The sequence below is a fragment of the Corallococcus sp. 4LFB genome (assembly GCF_046520365.1).
Taxonomy (GTDB): Bacteria; Myxococcota; Myxococcia; order Myxococcales; family Myxococcaceae; genus Corallococcus; species Corallococcus caeni.
Genome location: NZ_JBKGHJ010000019.1, coordinates 18,161 through 38,432, shown reverse-complemented (window position 1 = coordinate 38,432; position 20,272 = coordinate 18,161). Strand labels below are relative to the sequence as shown.

Below are 20,272 nucleotides of genomic sequence, written 5' to 3'. Positions count from 1 at the left end.
CCTCGCAGGTCGCATCCTCCCCGGCCACGCACGGCCCGCAAGGCGCGCAGGCCTTCCGCCCCCACGCAGGCTGCGTCCGCACAGCCGTCCGCGCATAGCGTGCCTGCTTCGTCGGCTGCGCAGAGCACGCAGGCTTCGCACGGCGCACAGGCCGCTGCCGCGAGCAGCGCGAGCGCGGTAACGGCGCAGGGCGCCACTTCTGGAACGCCCTCCCCTGCCCCCACGGCCTCCTCGGAGACGCGGCCCGCGGGCCCCATCTTCGGCGGCGCGGCGAGCCCGACGGTGCAGGCCGCGGCCGCGCAGAAGCCTTCGCGCTCCTGGGTGCCTTTCGTGGTGGGCGGTCTCGTGCTGACGCTCGGCGCGGGCGCGGTGATCGTCCAGCGCCAGCTCCAGGGCACGATGACGGTGGAGACCTTCGACGCGGGCCTGCCCATCGTCGTGGCCGAGCCCTTCGACGCGGGCCTCGAGGACGCGGGCGTGGAGGACGCCGGCGTGGACGCGGGCCCGACGATGGGCATCCTGGACCTCACCGTGGAGCCGCGCGTGGAGGTCACGCTCAACAACGCGCTCTTGGGCCGCACGCCGCTGTCCGCGTCGCTGCCGCCGGGCAAGCACCTGCTCACCTTCACCAACGGCGCGCTCGGCATCTCCGTGTCGCGCACCGTGACGGTGGCCCCCACGGGCCGCTCCGGCTACCAGTTCTTCCTCAACAAGGCCTTCATCAACGTGCGCGGCCCGGCCGGCGCCAACGTCACCGTCGACGGCAAGCCCGCGGGCACCGTGCCGGTGGAGGAGCTGGACGTCTACGAGGGCTACCACCGCCTCAACGTCACCGTGGGCCCATCGCACTGGCAGAAGACCTTCACCATCGAGCCCGGCCAGCGCGTCAACTTCGACGTGGACTTCCAGGAGCCGCAGGAGGCCGTGGAGGAGTAACCGCTGGTTGGCGTAACGCCTCCGCGACGGGGCATGAGGTCGAGTCCCTCCGACTCCATCCCGAGAAGCCCAGCAACCTTGAAGGGTTGCTGGGTTTTTCTTTGTCCTCGTTTTCATCATGTGCCCCGCGCCAGATCGTCCGGATGTCGTCACGAGTTGGAGGCCCACTTCGTCTTCGAGCACGTGCGGCGCTGCGTCCACCAGCACGTGCAGGGCACGCCACGACGCGACCCGGACGGCGGTGTGTACCGGGCGTGCCACGAAAGACTGGCGCGCCCGGCGGAATCCCTGTACTCAATGACCCGAAATGCGAATCGGGTCATTCAGTTCAATCCACGAGCCTCAGCCCCCGCAGGACGACGGGCAGCAGCGCCTCCAGGCGGCTCTTCGCCAGCGCCTCGGTGGGAAGCGCCCGGCCCTCGTCCGGCAGGCCGCAGCTGCGGGCGATTCGCATCAGCACCCGGGCCAGCTCGGAGGCCTCGAGCCCGTCAATGGGCAAAGTGACGCGCGCCTCCTTCGCCGCGAGCTCGAGGTCCTTCGCGAGCAGCTTCGCGAAGCGCACGTCCATGGCCTTGAGCACGTCGCCCGCCACCGAGTCCTTCGACGCGAGCAGCTCCTCGGCATGCGGCGACGCGTTCACGTAGCCCTGGAGCCACGCGTACTTCGCCACCAGCCGCGCGCGGATGCGCTCCGCCCCGGTCCGGGCCGAGCCCACCGCCTCCTCGGAGCGGGCCAGCAGCTCGTCGCACAGGTCCTCGCAGACGGCGCGAAAGAGCGCGTCCTTCGAGTCGAACGCCAGGTACACGGTGCCCTTCGCCACGTTGGCGTGCCGCGCGACGTCCTCCATCGACGTGCGGCGCACGCCGTACTGCACGAACAGCGCACGGGCCGCCTTCACCAGCGGGGCCGGGTCACTGCGACGCACGCGGCGGGTCGAGCTCTTCTTCATGTCTTCTCTCTTCGCAAGGAGCAGTGCCATGGCGCAACAGACAAACGCAGCTTCCGTTTCGAAGGCAGTCCTCATCACCGGGTGTGGCTCAGGCATTGGCAAGGCGACGGCGCTGCACCTCGCCGCGAAGGGGTGGAACGTCTACGCCACCGCGCGGAAGACCTCTCAGCTGAAGGACCTGGAGGCCGCGGGCTGCAAGGTCCTGGCGCTCGATGTCACGGACGAGGCGTCCATGAAGGCCGCGGTGAAGGCCGTGGAGCAGTCCGAGGGCGCGGTCGGAGTGTTGATCAACAACGCGGGCTACTCGCAGTCGGGCGCCATCGAGGCGGTGTCGATGGAGAAGGTGCGCGCGCAGTTCGAGACCAACGTCTTCGGCGTGGTGCGGCTGAGCCAGCTCGTGCTGCCCGGCATGCGTCGCCAGGGCTACGGCCGCATCGTCAACCTGAGCTCCATGGGCGGCAAGCTCGTCTTCCCAGGCGGCGGCTACTACCACGCCACCAAGTACGCCATCGAGGCGCTCAGCGACGCGCTGCGCTTCGAGGTGAAGGGCTTCGGCGTCGACGTGGTGTTGATCGAGCCAGGGCTCATCCGCTCCGGCTTCAGCGAGGCCGCGGTCTCGTCCATGGCGACGAATGACGCGGAGGAGGTGTACACGCACTTCCACGACGCGGTCGCGAAGGCCACGAAGGAGTCCTATGAGAAGGGCCCGCTCGCGAAGCTGGCCGGCTCGTCCGACGACGTCGCGAAGGTCATCGCCAGGGCACTCACCGCGAAGAACCCGAAGCCGCGCTACACCGTCACGGGCTCGGCGACGCTGCTCTTGACCCAGAAGTCGCTGCTGACCGACCGCGCGTGGGACCGGTTCCTGGGCTCGAACTTCCCGCGGCCCGGTTCCAAGGCGGCTTGAGCCGCGCGCCAGGAGGGGTGGCCTCCATGTCGAGAGCATCGGACAGTGGGCCGGACGGCTACGGAGTTCCAGCGGTGCCCGGCCTGGGAAGAAGCTTTCCCAGTCGGGGCCCCTGGCTTCCCACCTCGTCCCGCGGCGCCGCTCCCCGGCGCGCGCGCCATCCCATGTTGAATGAATCTTCCAGGCATATCGAGTGCACGCAGACCCTCCCGAAGCACCTACCAACCGGGAGCGAGATGAAATTTTGGGGATTCTGGGGGCGCAGGAGCATGGGGACCCTGGCGGCGCTGGCGCTGCTGACCCATTGCGGGGGAGTGGACACGGGGGAGCAGGCCGCGCCGGAGGTGCGGCCAGAAACGCCCTCCGTCCTGCGACAGGGAGCGACCCTCTCCCAGGCCTTCACGGCGAGCGCCGACGCGCGCGTGGACGCGACGTCCCCTGCGAGCAACTTCGGCGGTGAGGACCGGCTCGTCGCGGACCTCTCCCCGCGGCAGGAGAGCTACCTGCGCTTCTCCGTCTTCGGGGTGACGGGCACGGTGACGCGGGCGGTGCTGCGACTGTACGCGCGCGACGGCACCTCGGATGGGCCGCGGGTCTACGTCCCCAGCGGGACGTGGACGGAGGGCGGCGTCACCTGGAGCAACCGGCCCTCCCCGAACACCGCCGCGCTGGCGGACGTGGGGGCCATCTCCAGTGGCACCCGGGTGGAGTACGACGTGACGGGCCACGTCCAGGGGAACGGGGTCTTCGACTTCGCCCTCGTCGGGGATTCGGGCAATGGGGCGGACTTCGCCTCCCGGGAGTTCGGCCAGGCGGCGCTGCGGCCCCAGCTGGTCCTCACCGTGGACGACGCACCACCGCCGCCCGCGGACTGCATGCCGCGCACGGACACCCGCCGCCAGCTCAGCTCCCCGTACGTGGACGGGTATGCCTCCCAGGCCGAGCCCACGCGCAGCTTCGGTACCGCGACGCGGCTGCTCGTGGACGCGGCGCCCCAGCGCTACGAGTCCTTCCTCCGCTTCAACGTCTTCATCCTGCCAGGCTGGAACGTGCGCGAGGTGAAGCTGCGGCTCCACGCCACCAACGGCACGTCGGACGGTCCGGTGCTCTTCCGCACCGCCAGCGGCTGGACGTCCGATGACTTCGACTGGAACAGCCGGCCCGCCATCACCGGCGGACCGGTGGGCAACGTGGGCGCCGTCAGCGCCGGCACCTGGGTGGAGTACGACGTCACGCAGGTGGTCGCGGGCACCGGCACCTACGGCTTCGCCCTGCGGCCCGAGTCCACCAACGGCGCGGACTTCCACTCGCAGGACTCGGCGTCGGCGGCGCTGCGTCCCCACTTGAGCATCCTCCTGGAGACGAACCCCTACTGCACCTACCGCGGGACGGGCGGCGGCCTCACCGGGTGGACCCGCCAGTACGGCGGCGCGGGCGACGAGCAGCTGCGCGCGATGGCCCGCGACGCCTCGGGCGGCTTCGTGTCGGCGGGCCAGTTCGGCGCGGAGCCCTTCCCTGGCGGCAACGGCTTCGCGCTCGCGCGCTACACCCCCGAGGGCGTGCCGCTGTGGACCCGCCAGGTCACCACCGCGAAGGCCTTCGTGGACGCCCTCACGGTGACTCCCGAGGGGAACCTCCTCGTGGTGGGGAGCTACCAGGGGGCGATGGACCTCGGCACGGGCCCGCTGCCCGCGGCCCCTGACGGCCCGTTCGCCCGGGGCCTCTTCCTGGCGAAGTTCTCTCCGGCCGGCAGCCGGTGTGGTCCCGCGGCTTCACCGCCTCCTACGTGCGGGGGGGAGTGCTCGAGGAGTGGCCCATCTTCCCGCGGTCGGTCGCCACCGACGCGCAGGGCAGCCTCATCGTCACCGGGGACTTCCACGGCATCATGGACCTCGGCGGGGGGCCGCTCTACGCGGGTGACCCCAGCGTCTACCCGACGCAAGAGGCCTACTCCGGCGCCTTCCTCGCGAAGTTCTCCTGGGACGGTCAGCACCGCTGGTCGCGCGTCTTCACGAACACCGACAACCAGCCGGTGACGAGCCTCTCGGTGACCACCGACAGCGCGGGCCACGTGCTCGTCGGCGGGGCGGCCAGCAGCGGCTCCGACCTGGGGGACGGCCCGCAGGGCGAGTCCGCGCCCTTCATCGCCCGGTATGACACCGGCGGCGTCCTGCTGTGGAAGCGGCTCTTCCCCGGCGTGTATGGCTACGTCACCCGCGTCCAGCCGCTGGAGGGGGACGCGATGGCCTTCATCGCCGACTTCAGGGGGAGCTTCCTGTTCGCGGGGCACATCTACGTCGGAGGGGACCCGGACCAGCCCAGCCAGGATGACATCTCCTCCTTCATCGGGACGCTGAGTGCCTCACAGGGGGACGGCTGGCTGCACGGCCTGGGAAATCGCACCTACCTCCAGAGGCTCGTCACGGGAGAGGGGGGCACGCTCACCGTCACGGGCGTGGGCTACGTGGACGACTGGGGCGGGGGCCTGCTGGGCTCCTACATCCACCAGATGACCTACGTCGCGCGCTACACGCGCGCGGGGGGCCACCTGTGGTCCCGGGCGCTGGACGCGAGCCTGACCCTGCCGCAGCTGGTGCAGCAGCCCGGGGGCGCGGTGCTCCTCGGGGGCGACTTCAGCCAGCCCTTCGTGCTGGACGGGACGACCTTCGTGCCGCGCGCCCGAGCGACCTGCTCTACCTGCGGCTCCAGCCGTAGGGCACGGCCGGAGCGCGAGCGGCCTGGAGGATGGACAGGCGGCGCGCGGGGGGCCCGGTCTTCGCCGATGCGGCGGAGGCCGGGGGCCCTGCTCCAGCCCCGGCTCCGCCCCCGCGCGAGGGAGCAGGTGGCGGTCGAGCGCAGGCGCCTCGGAACTCCGCGACGAACGTCAGCTCGCAGACCCGCTCGCGACACGAGAACACGTGCAGCGCCCCATCGAGGAACGGCCCGCCCTCGTAGTCGAGCAGGTGCAGCATCTCGCCGTGCGCGCAGCTCGGCGTCGCGTCGGCCTGGTCCCAGCCCGCCACGCCGCCGAGGCGAACTCCGCCCCAGCTCGCGCCGCCGCGCTGCTGCGCGAGCCAGTCGTCGTACTCCACGTCGACCTCCTCGAGTTGATCCGGATCGAAGTCCTCGGGGAACGGCCCGTCGAGATCGAGCGCATCGAAGCTGAAGAGCGCGCTCGCCGCGGTCTCCGGCGTGAGCTCCGAGCGACAGCGGCACCAGCTCGCCGGCGGTAGCTCGGTGGCCGGGGAGGAAGTCCGCGAGCACCGCCGGCGCGATCTGGCCGCACATCTCCAGCGGGCGAGCGCAGACGCCGCGGCCCGGCCAGCGCGGCTCGTCGAGCCAGGCGACGGAGCCGTGCGCGAAGCAATCGCCGGGGCCAGGATTGAAGTTCTCGGGCTTCAGGTAATGCGGCACCTTCAGAGCGACGCAGGTTGGCGCGGTCTCGCGGAGCTCGCGACGCCAGGGCGCGAACAGCGGGTGCGTGAGCTCGGCGCTTTCCTGGACTTGTCCAACGGCAGCAGGTCCGGGCGGTGTGACGGCTGGGGGTGGCGCGCGGACAGACGGAGAAGGCGTTCCTATGCGTCCTGAAGCCGCGCCCCTGACGATACCTGACAGTCCCTTGTCACTCCGGGGGGATAGGTCCTCTCCCTCCACCCGTACCTCCCTGAGGTCCGTCTTGAAGCTCTACTTCCATCCCCTGTCCGGAAACTCGCGCCGCGTGCTGCTCGTGGCCGCCCACCTCGACATTCCCCTCGAGCGCATCCTGGTGGACCTCACCACGGGCAAGCAGCGCGAGGCGTCGCACCTGGGCATCAACCCCAACGGGCGCGTCCCCGTCCTGGACGACGGCGGCTTCGTGCTCTGGGAGTCGCGCGCCATCATGGTGTACCTGGCCGAGAAGACCCCGGGGCAGACCCTGCTCCCGACGGACGCGCAGGGCCGCGCCGACGTGAACCGCTGGCTGTTCTGGTGCTCGTCCCACATGGCCCCGGCGAACACCGTGCTCGTCCAGGAGAACTTCGTGAAGCAGCGCACCGGCCGCGGGCCGCCGGACCCCGCCGAGGTCGCGCGCGGCGAGGCCCTCTTCGCGCAGACCGCGCCCGTGCTGGACTCGCACCTGGCGGGCAGGACGTGGGTCGCGCAGGATCGCCTGACGCTCGCGGACCTCTCGCTCGCCGCGTCGTTCGCCCTCGCGGGCCCTGCGCGCCTGCCCCTCGAAGGCTACGCGAACCTCCGGGCCTGGCTGGGGCGCGTGCAGGGGCTGGAGGCGTGGCAGCGCACCGCGCCCCCCTGATGACCGGACACATCAGCCCGTGACGGCAGTCACCAGGTCCTGCCTGGGGGAACGGAGGCCGCGCCACACGCGGCCCCAGTGAGAACAACGGGTTGGGCGCGCAACGGGGCTCCGAAGGGCCTGGCATGCCCGCTGCTATGGGTGGACTCAACGCTGAACGCGGTCCCCACCCTCTCCTTCCGAAACGAGCTCCCCCATGAAGATCTCCTCCGCTCGCGGTTCCTCCACCAACGCCATCCGCCGTCCCCCCGCGCAGGACCTCCCGTCTTCCAAGCCGAGCTCCCCCAACGCGCCCCAGAAGCCGGACGCCAAGCCCAGCTCGCCGAACGCGTCCCTGAAGCCGGACGCGAAGCCTTCCTCGCCCCACTCGCCGAACGCGCCCCAGAAGCCGGACGCGAAGCCCTCCTCGCCCAACGCTCCGAACGCGCCCCAGAAGCCAGACTCCAAGTTCTCCAGGTCCTCGCTGCTCGACGCCGCCACCCAGTTGCCGGACCTCGCCTCGCCCTTCCTGCAGACCGGCGCCCAGCTGACGGACCTCGCCTCGCCCTTCCTGCAGGGCGGCGCCCAGTTGCCCGGCGCCACGCTCTCCGCGCCCTCGCTGCCCAACGGCGCACAGCTGCCTGACTCCACGCTCGCCTCACCCACGATGCAGTCGCTCCAGACGGACGGCTTTTCTCCGGCCGGGGCCAGCAAGACCGAGAGCATCGGCAAGCTGCTGGAGGGCGTCGCCTCGGTGATCAGCAGCATCACCGAGCTGGTGCAGGCCGCCACCCAGGGCGTGCAGGGCGTGGCCCAGGGCGTGACGGGCGTCGTCGGCGCCGTTGGCTCCGCGGGCAGCTCGCTGTTGGGCGGCGCGACCGGCCAGGGCAGCGCGGATCCGACAGCCGGCATGAGCCAGGCCCCGACGCTCGAGTAACCCGGCGCCGCGCTCGCGCCCGTGTGCGAAAGCAGGGCGGCGATGGCGACGGCAGGTCCGGCGCTCATGGAGGAATCCCCCCATGCCGCTACGGTGAGGCAGCCGCCCGGACGCGCGGCAGCTTCACCACGAAGGTCGTTCCCTCTTCGTGCGAGGAGCGCACCATGACCTGGCCGCCGTGGGCGCGCGCGATCTGGTGGACGATGTAGAGCCCCAACCCCACGTTGCGCCCGCTGCGCTCCTGCTCCGCGCTGGCCCGCTGGAAGGGCTCGAAGAGCCTCGCGAGCACCTCCGCCGGGATGGGCGCGCCCTCGTTGTGCACCGTGAGCACCACCGCCTCCGGCAATCCCTCCAGCCGCACCCGCACCTCCGACTCCGCCGGGCTGTATTGCAAGGCATTGGCGAGCAGGTTCGCCGCGAGCTGGGCCAGCCGCTCACCGTCCGCCACGAGCTCGGTCTGCCCCTGCACCTCCCAGCGCAACCGGCGGTCGGGCCGCGCGACGCGCGACTCCTCCAGCACCTGCACCACCACGTCGCGCAGGTCCTGATGACTCGTGACGAGCGGCAACCCTCCGCCCATGCGCGTCCGCGTGAAGTCCAACAGGTCGCTCACCAGCCTCGTGGCCCGGGTCGCCGTCCGGCGGATGCGCTCCAGGATGTCGCGGGTACCCGCCTCCTCGCGGGCGCGACGCAGCCCCACCGCCGCCTGCATCAGGATGGCCGCCAGCGGGTTCTTCAGGTCATGGCTGACAATGCCAATCAGGTGACGCTCGTATTCGGCCCGCATCCGCTCGTCGGTGACGTCCCGGGCAATGGACAACACCGACAGCACGTTGCCCCGCGCATCACGCTCCGGGAGCAGGCGGGACTCCATCACCCGCTGCCTCTCGAGACCCGGAAACGCGAACTCGATGACCACCTCGCGGCCGGTGAAGGCTTCGTCGATGGCGGCGCCCCACTGATGGACCCGCTCCGCGGGCATCCCCAGCTCGGCGTTGGTCTTCCCCAGGAAGTGCTCCACCGGCTCGGTCGTGAACCGGCGGATGCTGGGGCTGACGAAGATGTGGCGGTGCTGCCGGTCAAACCGGGCCACCACGTCCGGAAGGTGCGCCGCCAGCCGGCGAAACCCCTCCTCCGCATGCTGAAGCCGCTGGTGGAGCTGCTGGGTGCGCAGCTGCGACGTGACGCGGGCGATCAGCTCCGACGGATCATACGGCTTCGTCACGTAGTCGTTCGCCCCCGCCAGGAGGCTCTCCACCACGTCCGCCTTGCTCCCCGCCCCAGTGAGCATCAACACCGGCAGCTCCGCCGCGTCCAACTGGGCGCGAAGGAAGCGCAGCAGCTCGATGCCCGGAATCCCCGGCAGGTTCAGGTCGAGCAGCACCAGCGCGGGACGTGCCCCGAGCGCCAGCTTCTCCAGCATCGCCGGGCCCTCGGCGAAGGCCTCCAGCACGCAGTGCCCCTCCAACACCCTCCGGGCACGCTCACGCTCGAGCGCGCTGTCCTCCACCAGCCACACCACCGGCAACGCGTCCTCTCCTCCCTCGCGGGAGCGTCGTCCGCCATCCGGGGGCGACGGCAACGGCGGCGGCGAGACGGGCGGTGATGGCGAAAAAGACGCCTGCAAAGGACTCCCTCCATGACCTCGTGACCCGCTGCCCCTAGGACGGTCTACTGGCGGCCTCGGTTCCAGGTCAATGTGTCTTCGCCAGGGACGCCCTGCTCAAGGGCCGAGCGGTCTGCGGCCGTGTGGAAAGGGCGCCTATCAGACGGCTGCGTGCAAGGCGGGGGGGCGGCGCAGGAGGCGAGGCGTCGGTTCACGCCACCGACGTATCCGAAGCCCAACCATCCCATGGGATTGCTGGGCTGTTTCACGGGCTCGGAGGAACAGGAAACTCACTTGCTTGCCGTGCCCTTGAAAACACCTGCAATCCGCGAGGATGCGGGAGGTGCCAGGGTTGGACCCGGCCTGCGGGGTGGCAGGCCGGGCCCATGCGCCGTGAGACGACAGGCCTCAGAACGTGTAGGTATAGCGGATGTAGCCCTGGTAGTTGATGACCACGAATTCACAGCTGACCATCTTCGCGAAGCTGCTGTGATTCTTGACCATGTGCTCCTCCGCGGCCTTGCGTTGCTCCGAGTTGCAGGACACGCCCGACTCCCCGCTCGCCTTCACTTCAAACTCGTCGGCCATGGCGCCCTGGGCCTGGACCGTGCGCGCGTTCTCCGGGATGGCCTCCGTCGCCGCGTCGCCTGTCGTTGCTTCCGATTCGACGCCGCCACAACCGAGCATCAGTCCTCCGGCCAGAATTCCCACGGCGATCCGCATGTGCATTTGTCTTCCCAGGTAGAGGTTGTTCTTCCGTCGCGATGAAGCAGGCACGGCGCAAAGCAGACTTCATGCCAGCCATCGCGGATTCCAGCCTTCCCAGGACTTCCAGAGCGTGGCGATTGTGATTCGTGAATGGAGATGTGTCAATTCACGTCACAGGGCCCCGCCTGGCTGTAGCGCTTCGCGCCACAGGCAGGCCGCTACACCGCCGGGAGCTTCACCCGTGACGGGGGCCTGCCTTTGCGCGCGGGCGGTGACGGACGCCACCGCCCGCTTCGGTCCTTCAGGGACTACTGGATGGTGTACGCCACCGTGCCGCTGCAGCTCCCGCTGTTGTAGCAGCCGGCGCGGATCTGGTAGGTGCCCGCCGTCGTGGCCTTGAAGCTCGCGTAGGACAGCGTGCCGCAGGCGTCGTCATTCGAGGCCACCTGGGTGGCTCCGTTGTACAGGCGCAGGTACGTGTCACCCGTGCCGGAGGCGCCCGGCACCGTACAGGTGCCGAACTTGAGGGTCTGCCCGGCGGCCAGGGTGACGTCACGGTTGACGGTGTTCTGGCTGGCGCTGTTGGTGTTGGTGGCGGTGAAGGTGAACGTCACCGGCGTCGGGGGAGGCGGGTAGCCCGCGCACAGGCGCGTGCTGGTCGCCACGGCGCAGTACTCGTCAATGGCCGGCCGAACGTAGGTGATGTCCTCGCCGCGGCAGCCCGTCTCCGTGCAGGTGTTGACGACGTTGCAGCTCCCGCTGGCCTTGTAGTCGGTCTCGCCGCGCACCAGGATGCCGGCCACCGTGTAGCCGTTGTTCTCGTACACGCCCGAGCCCGAGTTGCCGCCGAACGTGTCCGTGGTGCCCACGAAGTAGTCCAGCGTGCCCGCGCGCGCATCACGCACCGAGCCGCCCGAGTCGATCTTGAAGGGAATGCCGCTGCCCGAGCCGATGACCGTCACGTTGGTGCCCACGGGCAGCGCGGCGTTGCCCGCGCGAATGGGGGCGGGCGTGAAGCGCGGGGTGGCTGGCCGGTCCAGCCGGACGATGGCGAAGTCCAGGTTGCGGCCGCCCACCGTGGCCTGCTGGCGCGCGACAATCGCCTGGCAGGAGAAGATGTCCGCGGTCGTCACCGTCCGCAGGGTGCCGGCGGCGGTGCGGTAGAAGTTGAAGACGAAGCGCGTGCTGGTGCAGGCCGACGCGCTGGTGATGCAGTGGCCCGCCGTGAGCACCAGGTCATCGTCGATGAGCGTGCCGGAGCAGAACGCCGGGGTCGGGTCATCCAGGAAGCGCTCGGAGGTGCAGAGGTTGTACGCGGAGCGCAGCGTGGACGCGTTGAAGGTGACGTTGTTGGGGTTGGTCGCGTTGAAGTCCGAAGGGTTCATCAGCGCGACGGTGGACTGCTGAGCGCGGGCGCGCAGCGTGGCGTTCGCGTGCGCGTACACGTCCGTGCGGTTGTCGGTCCCGTAGACGACGGGCTGCTTCTCCGTGCCCAGGGGAGCGTTGTCGGTGGGCTCGGCCTCGGGGCCGGACCACAGGCCACGAGGGAAAGGGTACACAGCAGCGTTCCGAGCAGCGTCCTACGGCCGGAAGTCCGGGGGATTCGCATGTGCTGAACACTCCTTGAGGGTGAGGACCGCCCGCCCGGTGGCAAGCAGCGGACTGCATGGTCGCGCCAACCGCGCACTCCACGCAATATGCACTTAACCAGAAGTCGCAGCTTCCCATGAATTAACAGCAGGCGAGCTGTGCGCCCCTGCACCGTACCGGGTTGCTCAGCGCATCCGCGGCACCCACGCGCCATGAAACCCGGCGGGCACCCGGCGCGGCAGGTGAACGGTCGCGACGGGCTCCGCGTCGATCTCGCGCGCGTCGAGAATCACGAGGTCGCTGGAGTCCGTCGCCGCACGATAGACCACCACCATCAGCCAGCCGTCGTCCTCGTCGACGCCCCCGGGGCGCGGCACGAACACAGGCTCGCTGTTCTGGTCGCCGGGCGGCAACGCGTAGCGCGTCGTCGCGCCGCGCTCGTGATCGAACCGGACCACGCCGCGCATTTCAACGGGGGTCGGCTGCTCGGTCGCATACAGGTAACGGTAGGGGCGCCCCGTCCGGCTCTCGTTGATGCGCGGCAGTTCGATCCCGCCGTCGCTGAGCGGCCCTTCGTCGACCCGGCCGGTCGCCGTGTCGATCACATAGCGCCACAGCACGCCGACGGGGTTGTCGGCGAACCCGCCCGTGCTCGCGTCGAGCCGCAAGAACCACGGGTAGCGGACCGCATCGAGCACGACACATGCTTCGTCGCGGTCGTACGCGTTGACGACATGCTGGATGAAGCAAGGCTCGATGCCGAACCAGCGCACGTCGCCGCCGTACCGAGGGAGCACGCCGATGCGCGCCTGCCGGTCATCGTGCCAGCGCAGCGGCATCCGGTGGCCCTGCTTCAGCAGCGAGAAGTCGTACCCGACATTCAGGTCGAGCAGCAGGCTGCGGGTCGCGGTGATCGCGAGGTCGTGCATCATCGACGGCGCCGGCACGTCGACAACGACGTCGACGCGCTGCACACCCTGCGCGTCCGCGACACCGTAGCGCAGCCACGGCGCGCGCCAGTCCGCGCGAAACGCGATGAGCTCGCCCGTCAGCGGATCGACCTTCGGATGCGCGGTCATCCCGCCGGCAACCCCGGCGTGCCGTCGGGGCGCGCCGAGCGAATCGAGCTCGGCCGTGATCGCGAACGGCGCCCCACCCTCCGCCAGCGCCAGCACTTCGCCCGCATGCTGCAACACGCTCACGTTCGGGTTGGTGTCGGGCAGGTGCGGCGCCTGGGCGGGCGAGTGCGCGTCGGCCCAGCGGCGCGTGCGCGCCCAGCGGTTCCGGTAGCTGACCGCGCGGCCCTCCTCGAATGCAATCGCGTGCAGCATCGCCGCTTCCGGCCACCACGACAGCACGCCGTTGCCCTCGAAGCGGCCGCGCAGTGGGTTCGGACCGTTGCGCAGCAGCGTTCCGTCGAGCTCGCGCGGGATGACTCCTGTGACGGACAGGTCGACGAGGTCGACCTCGTCGGCGACCGGAGCGACGGCGCCGCGGTTCAGATCAAATGCGGTCATGACGCCATTTCTACCCGGGCATAAATGCGCCGTCAATTTCACCCGGGTAAAACAGGGCGACCCACCTGGGGCAACAAGGGGTGCGCGCCATCGTTGCCAATGGCGGTGCGGTGCTGCAAGGCTGGCGCCGCGTCTGGTGTCGTGAGACGCCAAGGCGAATGAAGACAGGAGCGAAATCATGACGCCCCCCGTGAACAAGACCGTCCTCTGCCTCTGGTACGAACACAATGCCGAAGAAGCGGCTGCGTTCTACGCCCGCACCTTCCCCGGCAGCTCCGTTGGCGCCGTCCACCGCGCACCGGGTGACTTCCCGGACGGCAAGGAGGGCGATGTTCTCACGGTGGAGTTCACAGTGCTGGGCTTCCCGTGCATCGGCCTCAATGGCGGCCCCGCCTTCAAGCACTCCGAAGCCTTCTCGTTCCAGATCAGCACCCGGGATCAGGAGGAGACGGACCGCTACTGGAACGCCATCGTCGGCAACGGCGGGCAGGAGAGCCAGTGCGGGTGGTGCAAGGACAAATGGGGAATCTCCTGGCAGATCACCCCTGCCGCCCTGACGGACGGCATGAGCGATCCGGATCCGGCCGCGCGCAAGCGGGTGTTCGCCGCGATGATGGAGATGCGGAAGATCGACATCGCGGCGATCAATGCGGCGCGTAAGGGCTGAGGGCGGGTCAACCTGGAGCTGAGCAGCCCCTGCCCTTCGGGCGGGCGAGGGCAGGTGCAGAGGTGCCCAGGAACGCGGTCAATCAGGCGGGACGAGGTTCGTCACCAGGCTGGGGAAGGCGGAGAACTCCATCCGTTCCTCAGGCACGCTCCCATTCGGCTCCGCCAGCCGTACCGCCACCAGTTCCGCACCGGGAATCACCACGAGGAACTGCCCCAGCGACCCGAGCGCGGCATAGCCGAGGATCGCACCCGCCACCTGGGAGCGCGGTTCGAGCGGCGCGGCCTTCTGCACGAACTCCATGAAGGGCGCCATGCCGCCCAGCGCCGGGACCAGCCCCGTCATGAAGTCCTCCTTCGCCAGGGGGCGGCCCCCCTAGGGGCGCAGGCGCGCCACGAGCTCCTCGGACAGGCCTTGGGCTTTCGCCCGATCCAGCATCTCCGGCTCGATGACCTTCACGGCCTTCTCATACAGCGACCACCACAGCAGTCCGCCCGTCGGACTCAGGGCTGGAACGGAGGGCGTGGTGCACTCTCGGATCCACGCCTCGCTCAGGATGCGCCGGCCCTGCCACTGGCCTCGCTGGAGCAGCAGTTGGCCCAGCTTGGCGAAGTCGAGCGGATGCATGCGCAGACCCGACATGCCCAGCGGGTTGCCAGCGGGGTCCTTCTGCCATGCCACGTCCCGGATGCCGAGCGGTGCGAAGAGACGCCGGAGCAGGTACGCATCCAGCTTTTCTCCCGATGCGCGCTCCACCACGCCCGCGAGCAGGTTGACGGCCTTGTTGTTGTAGAAGAAGCGACTGCCCGGCGCGTCCATCACCTCCGCATCCAGCGCGTAGCGCACGAAGTCCGGGGAACGGTAGATGTCCATCGCGGTGCGCTGGGCCTCGAGCCCCGACGTGTGATTGAGCAGGTGGCGCAGGGTCACCTGGGCCTTGCGGCCCTGCTTCCACTCCGGGAAGAAGGTGGAGACAGGAGCGTCCGCGGAGGGAATCCTCCCCTCGTCGATGAGCAACCCGATGGCGAGCGCGACCACGCCCTTGGTGGCGGACATTGTCTCGATGCGCCGGGTATCACCGCCGAAGTACCACTCGCCCACGAGGCGGCCGTGGCGCAGCAGCACCAGTCCGGAGGTGCCGCTCTCCCCTGCGGCCTTCAGCAGCGCGGCCAGTGCGTCCGCGGACAGGCCCTCGACCTCGGGCGTGCTCGCGGGCAGCTCCCTCCCCACGTGGCCCTCGGCGCGGATCCGCCGGGCGTTCTCCTGGACCCGCCTGACGATGGCTTCGAACGCGGGTTGGGCGCGCAGGGCGGAGAGGCTCGGATCCTTCCGCACGCCGCCCACGTCCGACAAGCCCGCGTTGGAGCTGTGCCGCATCCAGGCGAGCCCCTTCGCCGCGTCGCCCGCGTGGGAGGCAGCGGCTGCGGCGCCATAGGCGACGAAGGGGTCGTGGTACCCGCTCGCCCAGGTGCCTTCGTACAGCGCGAGCGCCTTCGCGAAGTCCCCTCCCTGGAGGGCCTGCTCCGCATCGATCAAACGCTGGCGGATTTCGGGTGAAGGCTCCCACTGCTTCAACAGGGAGGACTCCGCGGGCCTGTCATCGGGCGCATGGGCGCAAGCGCCCAGCAGGGAACACATCAGGACGAGCAGCAGCGAACGTCGCATGCGAGGCTCCAGCGAGAGGACAGGTCGGATCCGTCCTCTGTCTACGAATGGCCACCGTTGCTCATTTCCACGGGGGCTCACCGGCGGGCGTGGTGAGCCTGGACTCGAACCATTGGCAGACCGTGGCGGCTCCGCGCGCGGTCGTGGAGGGTCAGCAACGGCGCCCTCGACCGCTTCCAGGCTGCCATTGGAGTCGGACGGTCGCGGGTGCCATCGCTGCGAAGTGGCGGTGGCACCCGCGTAGGGGACGCGCCATGACGACCCTGTCAGGAACGAACGGGCCCGGGCACCCGTCCCCAGAGGGAGCGGGGCTCTGCACTGGTCTTGCACTGGCAGCGCGGCTCACCGGTGGAGGAGGTTCCCATGCGATGGATGCGCACGTTGTCTTTGGGTGTACTGGCGATGCTGGGCGGCTGTACCGCGAGCAAGGTGGAGGAGGACCTGGACATCGTCCTGAAGGGACGACTCGTTGACGAAGCTGGCACGCCGCTCCCGGAAGCGCTGCTGAAGCTCTACCGCAGCGAGAACTCCTCGTGCGCGTTCGCGGCCTTCTCATCGAGCTGGAGGTCGGTGAAGACCCGAGCCGATGGCACCTTCGAGCTCGACCTGCTGGGGGCGGACACCCGCAACGGGAGCATCGCGCGCTGCTTCATCGTCCGTTCGCCCGCGCAGTCCCAGGGAAGGAGCCTCTCGGCCTACTTCCCCATCCAGCAGGCGGAGGTGGCGCTGCCCACCTTCCAGGAGTGGACCGGCACACTGACGGCCACCGCGGAGGCGCAGGGGGTGAGCGTGAGCTTCCGGCCCCTGTCCGCCACTCACGGTGCCGGGAACGATGAGCACGTGCTGTCCATCCGCCCGTCGGGCCTCAGGGAGGCCTGGCAGGTGATCAAGGCCTCCTCACCGGTCCACCTGAGCGACGACGTCCTCGAGGACGCGGAGGGGCTCAAGGCCTCCGTCATCGTCGAGCGCGACGCGAAAGCGGGGGGCGTGACGGTCGGCCTCTCCTACTCCAGCGACGAGGTGGCCCTGCCTCGCCGCGCTCGCGTCCCGGCAAGCCGTGGCGCGGCGTGCACCTACCTGAACGCCGAGACGCCCTGCCGCATCACCAGCGGCGACCTCGGCGGGCTCGTGCTCTTCCAGTCGGGAGTCCGGGAGGTCGCGGTGCAGCTCTCGCGGTCCGTGGTGCCGCGCAAGGCCGTGCTGCGCAACTTCGAGGTGTCAGGGATCCTGAACGAGCTGGTGCTGGAGGGGAGCGCCGACGGCACCCAGTGGATGCCCCTGGCCAACCTGCTTGGCGGCGCCGGTGTGCAGCCCTTCATGGAAGTGGACCTCACGGGAACGACACCGGTGTCGCAGGTTCGTGTGCGGGCAACCCCACAGGAGGCAACGGGAGAATTGCGCTCGCTGGGGCAGCTCTCCCTCTTCGAGTAGCGAGTCGACGGCCACGAGCCGCGGCGGGTCGGGCGGTTTTCATTCAATGACAGCCATCCGGACCCGAACCGCCCGCGCCTCAGCGCAGTTCCTGGGCGAACTGCTCACGATAGCGCCCCTGGAGCGTCTTCAGCGCCTCCGCCATCCCCACGGCGCGGTACTGCTCCGCCAGGAGTTGCCACGCTTGCCTGTGCAAGGGCTCCAGAGCCACGACACGCTCCAGGTGGGTACGCGCCTCCTCGCGGGCCCGACGCGGAGGCCAGCCATCCCAGGATGAAGTGCGCCTGCACCGCCTCCTCGTGCGCGGCCACGGCCTGCCGACACGCCGCTTTCGCAGGCCCCGTCCTGTCAGCGCGCAGGTGGCCTTCGCAGTCCAACACGTGCAGCACCGGCGCACGCGGGAACTCCCGCCTCAGCCAGGTGAGTCGTGCCTGCGCCTTCGTCGCCTGCCCCTTATCGAGGGAATCCTCGACCTCCTTCGCCGCGCGGATGAACTCCCCTTCCCGCTCCACCGCGACACCGCACACGGAGACATCCACCGGGAGCGCCTTCCAGCGTCGAGCCTGCCGAGCCCAGGTCCGCAGAGGCTCGGTCCGAGAGTCATTGCCCGCCTTCTGGGTGGCCTGCTCCGCCCACGTGAGCGAGGAGGTCTCCTTGAAGAAGGCCGCGAGGTCTCCCCAGACTTCCGGCGGTGTTCCAGGGTTCGCTTCCATCCGTTGCCGTGCCCGCACGAGCTGGCCTTGCGCCTCCAGGTGCTGCCCCTGTTGGAGGGCCAGGGTCGCGAGCTGGAACAAGGGGGCGGGCTCGGAGGGGAACTTCTCGGCGACGGACTCGCACTTCTCCCGGGTCGCCGGCAGCTTGGGGGCGACACGCGTGTCCAGGTAGCAGGCCAGCCTTTGGACTTGGAAGTCCTCCGGGTAGCGTCGCGCGAGGGGCTCCATCTGCTGGGCGGCGACCTCCACGCGGCCCTCCTTTTCGAGCGCGAGGATTTCGTTGAGCCGGCGCCGGTCCTCCGGAGGCAGGGGGGCCTGGTGCTGGTGAACGACCAGCGGCGCCTTGCCCTCGCGGACCTTCGCGAGCCATTCGACGACAGCCTCCTTCTCCGGTCCCTCCCAGTCCGGCGAGGACGTCGAGGCCAGCAGTGCCCCCAGCTCGGTCGCCCAGGCCCGCGCGGCAGCGTCATCGCGACGACCCGCCGAGGCATGGCGAAGGCTGGTCTTGAGCAACGCCAGGGTCTGCGATGCGAAGGCCGCCTGATTCGGGGCGTAGCTCGGGAACATCATCCAGTGCGAGCTGCGCACGTGGAATGCCCCCAGCGTGTGCGCCCACTCGTGGAGGAAGATGGACGTCTCCTTGTGCATCTTCCGCTCCTCGTAGAGCGTCTGCCGCTCGTCCTGGGGCAGGTGGGTCAGCGCCTCCATGATGGCGCGGACCTCCTCCGGGTTTCCCATCTCGCGCAGCACGCAGTGGCGCCCGAACAGCCGGGCCATGCCCAGCTCATGCTGCGCGGAGGAGAAGAGCTTGAGCGCGGAGACGAAGCCGACCACCAGGTCCACGTCCTCGCCCGGATCCCTCTGCTCCAGCGCGGTCAGTGAACCCTCCAACTCGCCCTCGACGCCTCGATGCGCCCACTCGCGCGTCGACTCGAGCTCGAAGACAACGCCCAGCGGCCCCTGCATCACCGCGCTCGCGCGCTGCAACTGGGACACGACGCTGCTTCGCCAGCGCACCACCTGCTCCCGATAGTCCGAGTCCGCGTAGACCCGGACCCGAATCTTCCGGACCGGCTCCGTCGAGGGCTGCGACGAGGACTCCAACTTCGCTGGTGCGAGGGTTCGCGCCTGTTCCCGTGCGTAGTCCACGGGTCGCTTCACACACGACACGCCGAGGGCACAGCCCCACACCACCAGCAGGGCGACACGCGCCGCCAATCCCATGACACGACCTGTGCTCATGGCTCCCTCCCATACGCGAAATGCGTCAGGATCGCACCTGACTCCCAGCGCTAGCGCACGTCGCGTGAGATGGCTGGCCTGACGCATAGGGCGAATAGAAGGCCTGTTGAGGGTGGGGCTGGTGCAGAGGTGCCGAGGAGGGACGCTGATGGGTGCCGCGAACCGTGAGCCAAGCCGGTGCAGAAACGGTGCAATCCTCATGGGGCACACGCCCGCCACATCCGCCGCAGGCGAACACGTCCAGCGCGAAACTCCGGCTTGAGCGACCCGGCCCCATCCAGCCGCGAACGCGTGCTCCTGCCTCGTCGCTGCTAACAGCTCCTAACAAATGCCAGGACAGAGGCGTCGTAGGAGCATGACGCAGCAGCCGAGGACGAGAAAGCCGAAGTGGACATCATCCCTGCGCTCGTCACGGACGCGAAGGCGGCGCAACTGGTTCTTCCAGGCCAGCGAGCGTTCCACGACCCAGCGGTAGCGACCGAGCCTTTCCTTGGACTCAACGCCGGGACGCGCGATGCGGGCGGCAATGCCGCGCAGGCGAAGCCCGCTCCGGTTCTTCCTGGAGGCGTAGGCCTTGTCGGCGTGGAGTTTTCCCGGGCGAAAGCGGCGCTGCCCCGAAGGCATCCGCACCGCGGGCACGGAGTCGACGAGGGGGAAGAGTTCGTGCGTGTCGTGGACGTTGGCGGCTGTCACCGATTCGGTCAGTGGCAGGCCATGGGCCTCTACGAGAAGATGATGCTTGCTACCCGCCTTCGCTCTATCCGTCGGGCTTGGGCCCGTGAGGCCCCCCTTTTTGACGCCCGCACGGACGAGGAGTCGATGGAGGCGCGGGAGAGGTCCACCCTGCCTCGCAGTCCCAGCTCATCCAGTAGCCGCGCCTGGAGCTGTTCCCACACGCCGGCCCGGGTCCATTCCTCCAACCTGCGCCAGGCTGTCATGCCCGACAGGCCGAACTGCTTGCGAGGCAGCATCTCCCAGGGGATGCCGCTCCTCAGCACGAAGACGATGGCCTCTAGCGCCGCCCGGTCGTCTGCACGAGGGCGGCCCAGCTTCTTCTTCGGCCGAGGCGGAGGCAGCAGGGGCGCCACGCGCTGCCAGAAGGCGTCGGGAACGAGTTCACGGACCATGTCC

Annotated in this window: 16 protein-coding genes; 7 read left to right on the top strand and 9 right to left on the bottom strand. The window is 69.6% G+C overall.

Features of this window, described 5'->3' with window-relative positions; translation table 11 throughout:
* Positions 1 to 936, top strand: a 936-nt coding sequence (locus tag ACLEQD_RS04095; protein WP_410381969.1) for a PEGA domain-containing protein, incomplete at its 5' end; no start/stop codon positions are given.
* Positions 937 to 1,264: 328 nt separating this feature from the next.
* Here ACLEQD_RS04095 and ACLEQD_RS04090 read toward each other — a convergent pair.
* A complete protein-coding gene (locus ACLEQD_RS04090) occupies positions 1,265 to 1,885 on the bottom strand; it encodes a TetR/AcrR family transcriptional regulator (RefSeq protein WP_410381968.1) in 621 nt (206 codons plus the stop codon).
* 28 nt (positions 1,886 to 1,913) lie between these two features.
* Here ACLEQD_RS04090 and ACLEQD_RS04085 point away from each other — a divergent pair, with 28 nt between their 5' ends.
* The 4 genes from ACLEQD_RS04085 (at position 1,914) to ACLEQD_RS04070 (ending at position 8,002) form a co-directional block, all read left to right on the top strand.
* Entirely contained in the window at positions 1,914 to 2,792 is an 879-nt protein-coding gene (locus tag ACLEQD_RS04085) for an oxidoreductase (RefSeq protein WP_120526013.1), read from the top strand.
* Between the two features lie 269 nt (positions 2,793 to 3,061).
* Positions 3,062 to 4,828: a DNRLRE domain-containing protein gene (locus ACLEQD_RS04080; RefSeq protein WP_410381967.1), complete on the top strand. Its 1,767-nt coding sequence runs from the start codon at positions 3,062 to 3,064 to the stop codon at positions 4,826 to 4,828.
* Positions 4,829 to 6,468: 1,640 nt separating this feature from the next.
* Positions 6,469 to 7,086 carry a glutathione S-transferase family protein gene (locus ACLEQD_RS04075; protein WP_410381966.1) on the top strand — a complete coding sequence of 206 codons (618 nt, stop codon included), beginning with the start codon at positions 6,469 to 6,471 and terminating at the stop codon, positions 7,084 to 7,086.
* 196 nt (positions 7,087 to 7,282) lie between these two features.
* Positions 7,283 to 8,002, top strand: a complete 720-nt coding sequence (locus ACLEQD_RS04070) for a hypothetical protein (RefSeq protein ID WP_410381965.1) — start codon at positions 7,283 to 7,285, stop codon at positions 8,000 to 8,002.
* Positions 8,003 to 8,090: 88 nt separating this feature from the next.
* Here ACLEQD_RS04070 and ACLEQD_RS04065 read toward each other — a convergent pair whose 3' ends face one another.
* From ACLEQD_RS04065 to ACLEQD_RS04050, 4 genes are all read right to left on the bottom strand, one after another.
* Positions 8,091 to 9,524: an ATP-binding protein gene (locus ACLEQD_RS04065; protein ID WP_410381970.1), complete on the bottom strand. Its 1,434-nt coding sequence runs from the start codon at positions 9,522 to 9,524 to the stop codon at positions 8,091 to 8,093.
* A gap of 492 nt (positions 9,525 to 10,016) precedes the next feature.
* Complete coding sequence (locus tag ACLEQD_RS04060) at positions 10,017 to 10,331, bottom strand: hypothetical protein (protein WP_410381964.1); 315 nt, start codon at positions 10,329 to 10,331, stop codon at positions 10,017 to 10,019.
* A 293-nt stretch (positions 10,332 to 10,624) separates the two neighbouring features.
* Entirely contained in the window at positions 10,625 to 11,875 is a 1,251-nt protein-coding gene (locus tag ACLEQD_RS04055) for a trypsin-like serine peptidase (RefSeq protein WP_410381963.1), read from the bottom strand.
* Between the two features lie 216 nt (positions 11,876 to 12,091).
* A complete protein-coding gene (locus ACLEQD_RS04050) occupies positions 12,092 to 13,423 on the bottom strand; it encodes a carotenoid oxygenase family protein (RefSeq protein ID WP_410381962.1) in 1,332 nt (443 codons plus the stop codon).
* A 178-nt stretch (positions 13,424 to 13,601) separates the two neighbouring features.
* Between ACLEQD_RS04050 and ACLEQD_RS04045 the strand changes: the two genes are divergently transcribed.
* Positions 13,602 to 14,090, top strand: a complete 489-nt coding sequence (locus ACLEQD_RS04045; protein WP_410381961.1) for a VOC family protein — start codon at positions 13,602 to 13,604, stop codon at positions 14,088 to 14,090.
* Between the two features lie 78 nt (positions 14,091 to 14,168).
* Here the strand turns inward: ACLEQD_RS04045 and ACLEQD_RS04040 are convergent, their stop codons facing one another.
* Together ACLEQD_RS04040 and ACLEQD_RS04035 are read right to left on the bottom strand one after the other, a co-directional pair.
* Positions 14,169 to 14,435: a hypothetical protein gene (locus ACLEQD_RS04040; RefSeq protein WP_410381960.1), complete on the bottom strand. Its 267-nt coding sequence runs from the start codon at positions 14,433 to 14,435 to the stop codon at positions 14,169 to 14,171.
* A gap of 30 nt (positions 14,436 to 14,465) precedes the next feature.
* Complete coding sequence (locus tag ACLEQD_RS04035; protein WP_410381959.1) at positions 14,466 to 15,755, bottom strand: serine hydrolase domain-containing protein; 1,290 nt, start codon at positions 15,753 to 15,755, stop codon at positions 14,466 to 14,468.
* A 372-nt stretch (positions 15,756 to 16,127) separates the two neighbouring features.
* Between ACLEQD_RS04035 and ACLEQD_RS04030 the strand changes: the two genes are divergently transcribed.
* The gene (locus ACLEQD_RS04030; protein WP_410381958.1) at positions 16,128 to 17,186 is read left to right on the top strand and encodes a hypothetical protein; all 1,059 of its coding nucleotides are present in this window, start codon (positions 16,128 to 16,130) and stop codon (positions 17,184 to 17,186) included.
* A 104-nt stretch (positions 17,187 to 17,290) separates the two neighbouring features.
* On the opposite strand, the gene ACLEQD_RS04025 is transcribed toward ACLEQD_RS04030, so the two are convergent.
* Both ACLEQD_RS04025 and ACLEQD_RS04020 read right to left on the bottom strand, forming a co-directional pair.
* Positions 17,291 to 19,048, bottom strand: coding sequence for a tetratricopeptide repeat protein (locus ACLEQD_RS04025; protein WP_410381957.1), 1,758 nt, complete (start codon positions 19,046 to 19,048; stop codon positions 17,291 to 17,293).
* A 414-nt stretch (positions 19,049 to 19,462) separates the two neighbouring features.
* A protein-coding gene (locus ACLEQD_RS04020; protein WP_410381956.1) for an IS5 family transposase occupies positions 19,463 to 20,268 on the bottom strand; the annotation gives its coding sequence in 2 pieces (ribosomal slippage) (positions 19,463 to 19,923 and positions 19,923 to 20,268; 807 coding nt in all).
* Between the last annotated feature and the right edge of the window lie 4 nt (positions 20,269 to 20,272).

Bases quoted from the DNA above. Each gene is read 5' to 3' on its own strand.
- ACLEQD_RS04090 (WP_410381968.1), bottom strand. From the start codon at position 1,885: ATGAAGAAGAGCTCGACCCGCCGCGTGCGTCGCAGTGACCCGGCCCCG.
- ACLEQD_RS04085 (WP_120526013.1), top strand. From the start codon at position 1,914: ATGGCGCAACAGACAAACGCAGCTTCCGTTTCGAAGGCAGTCCTCATC.
- ACLEQD_RS04080 (WP_410381967.1), top strand. From the start codon at position 3,062: ATGGGGACCCTGGCGGCGCTGGCGCTGCTGACCCATTGCGGGGGAGTG.
- ACLEQD_RS04070 (WP_410381965.1), top strand. From the start codon at position 7,283: ATGAAGATCTCCTCCGCTCGCGGTTCCTCCACCAACGCCATCCGCCGT.
- ACLEQD_RS04060 (WP_410381964.1), bottom strand. From the start codon at position 10,331: ATGCGGATCGCCGTGGGAATTCTGGCCGGAGGACTGATGCTCGGTTGT.
- ACLEQD_RS04050 (WP_410381962.1), bottom strand. From the start codon at position 13,423: ATGACCGCATTTGATCTGAACCGCGGCGCCGTCGCTCCGGTCGCCGAC.
- ACLEQD_RS04045 (WP_410381961.1), top strand. From the start codon at position 13,602: ATGACGCCCCCCGTGAACAAGACCGTCCTCTGCCTCTGGTACGAACAC.
- ACLEQD_RS04040 (WP_410381960.1), bottom strand. From the start codon at position 14,435: ATGACGGGGCTGGTCCCGGCGCTGGGCGGCATGGCGCCCTTCATGGAG.
- ACLEQD_RS04035 (WP_410381959.1), bottom strand. From the start codon at position 15,755: ATGCGACGTTCGCTGCTGCTCGTCCTGATGTGTTCCCTGCTGGGCGCT.
- ACLEQD_RS04030 (WP_410381958.1), top strand. From the start codon at position 16,128: ATGCGCACGTTGTCTTTGGGTGTACTGGCGATGCTGGGCGGCTGTACC.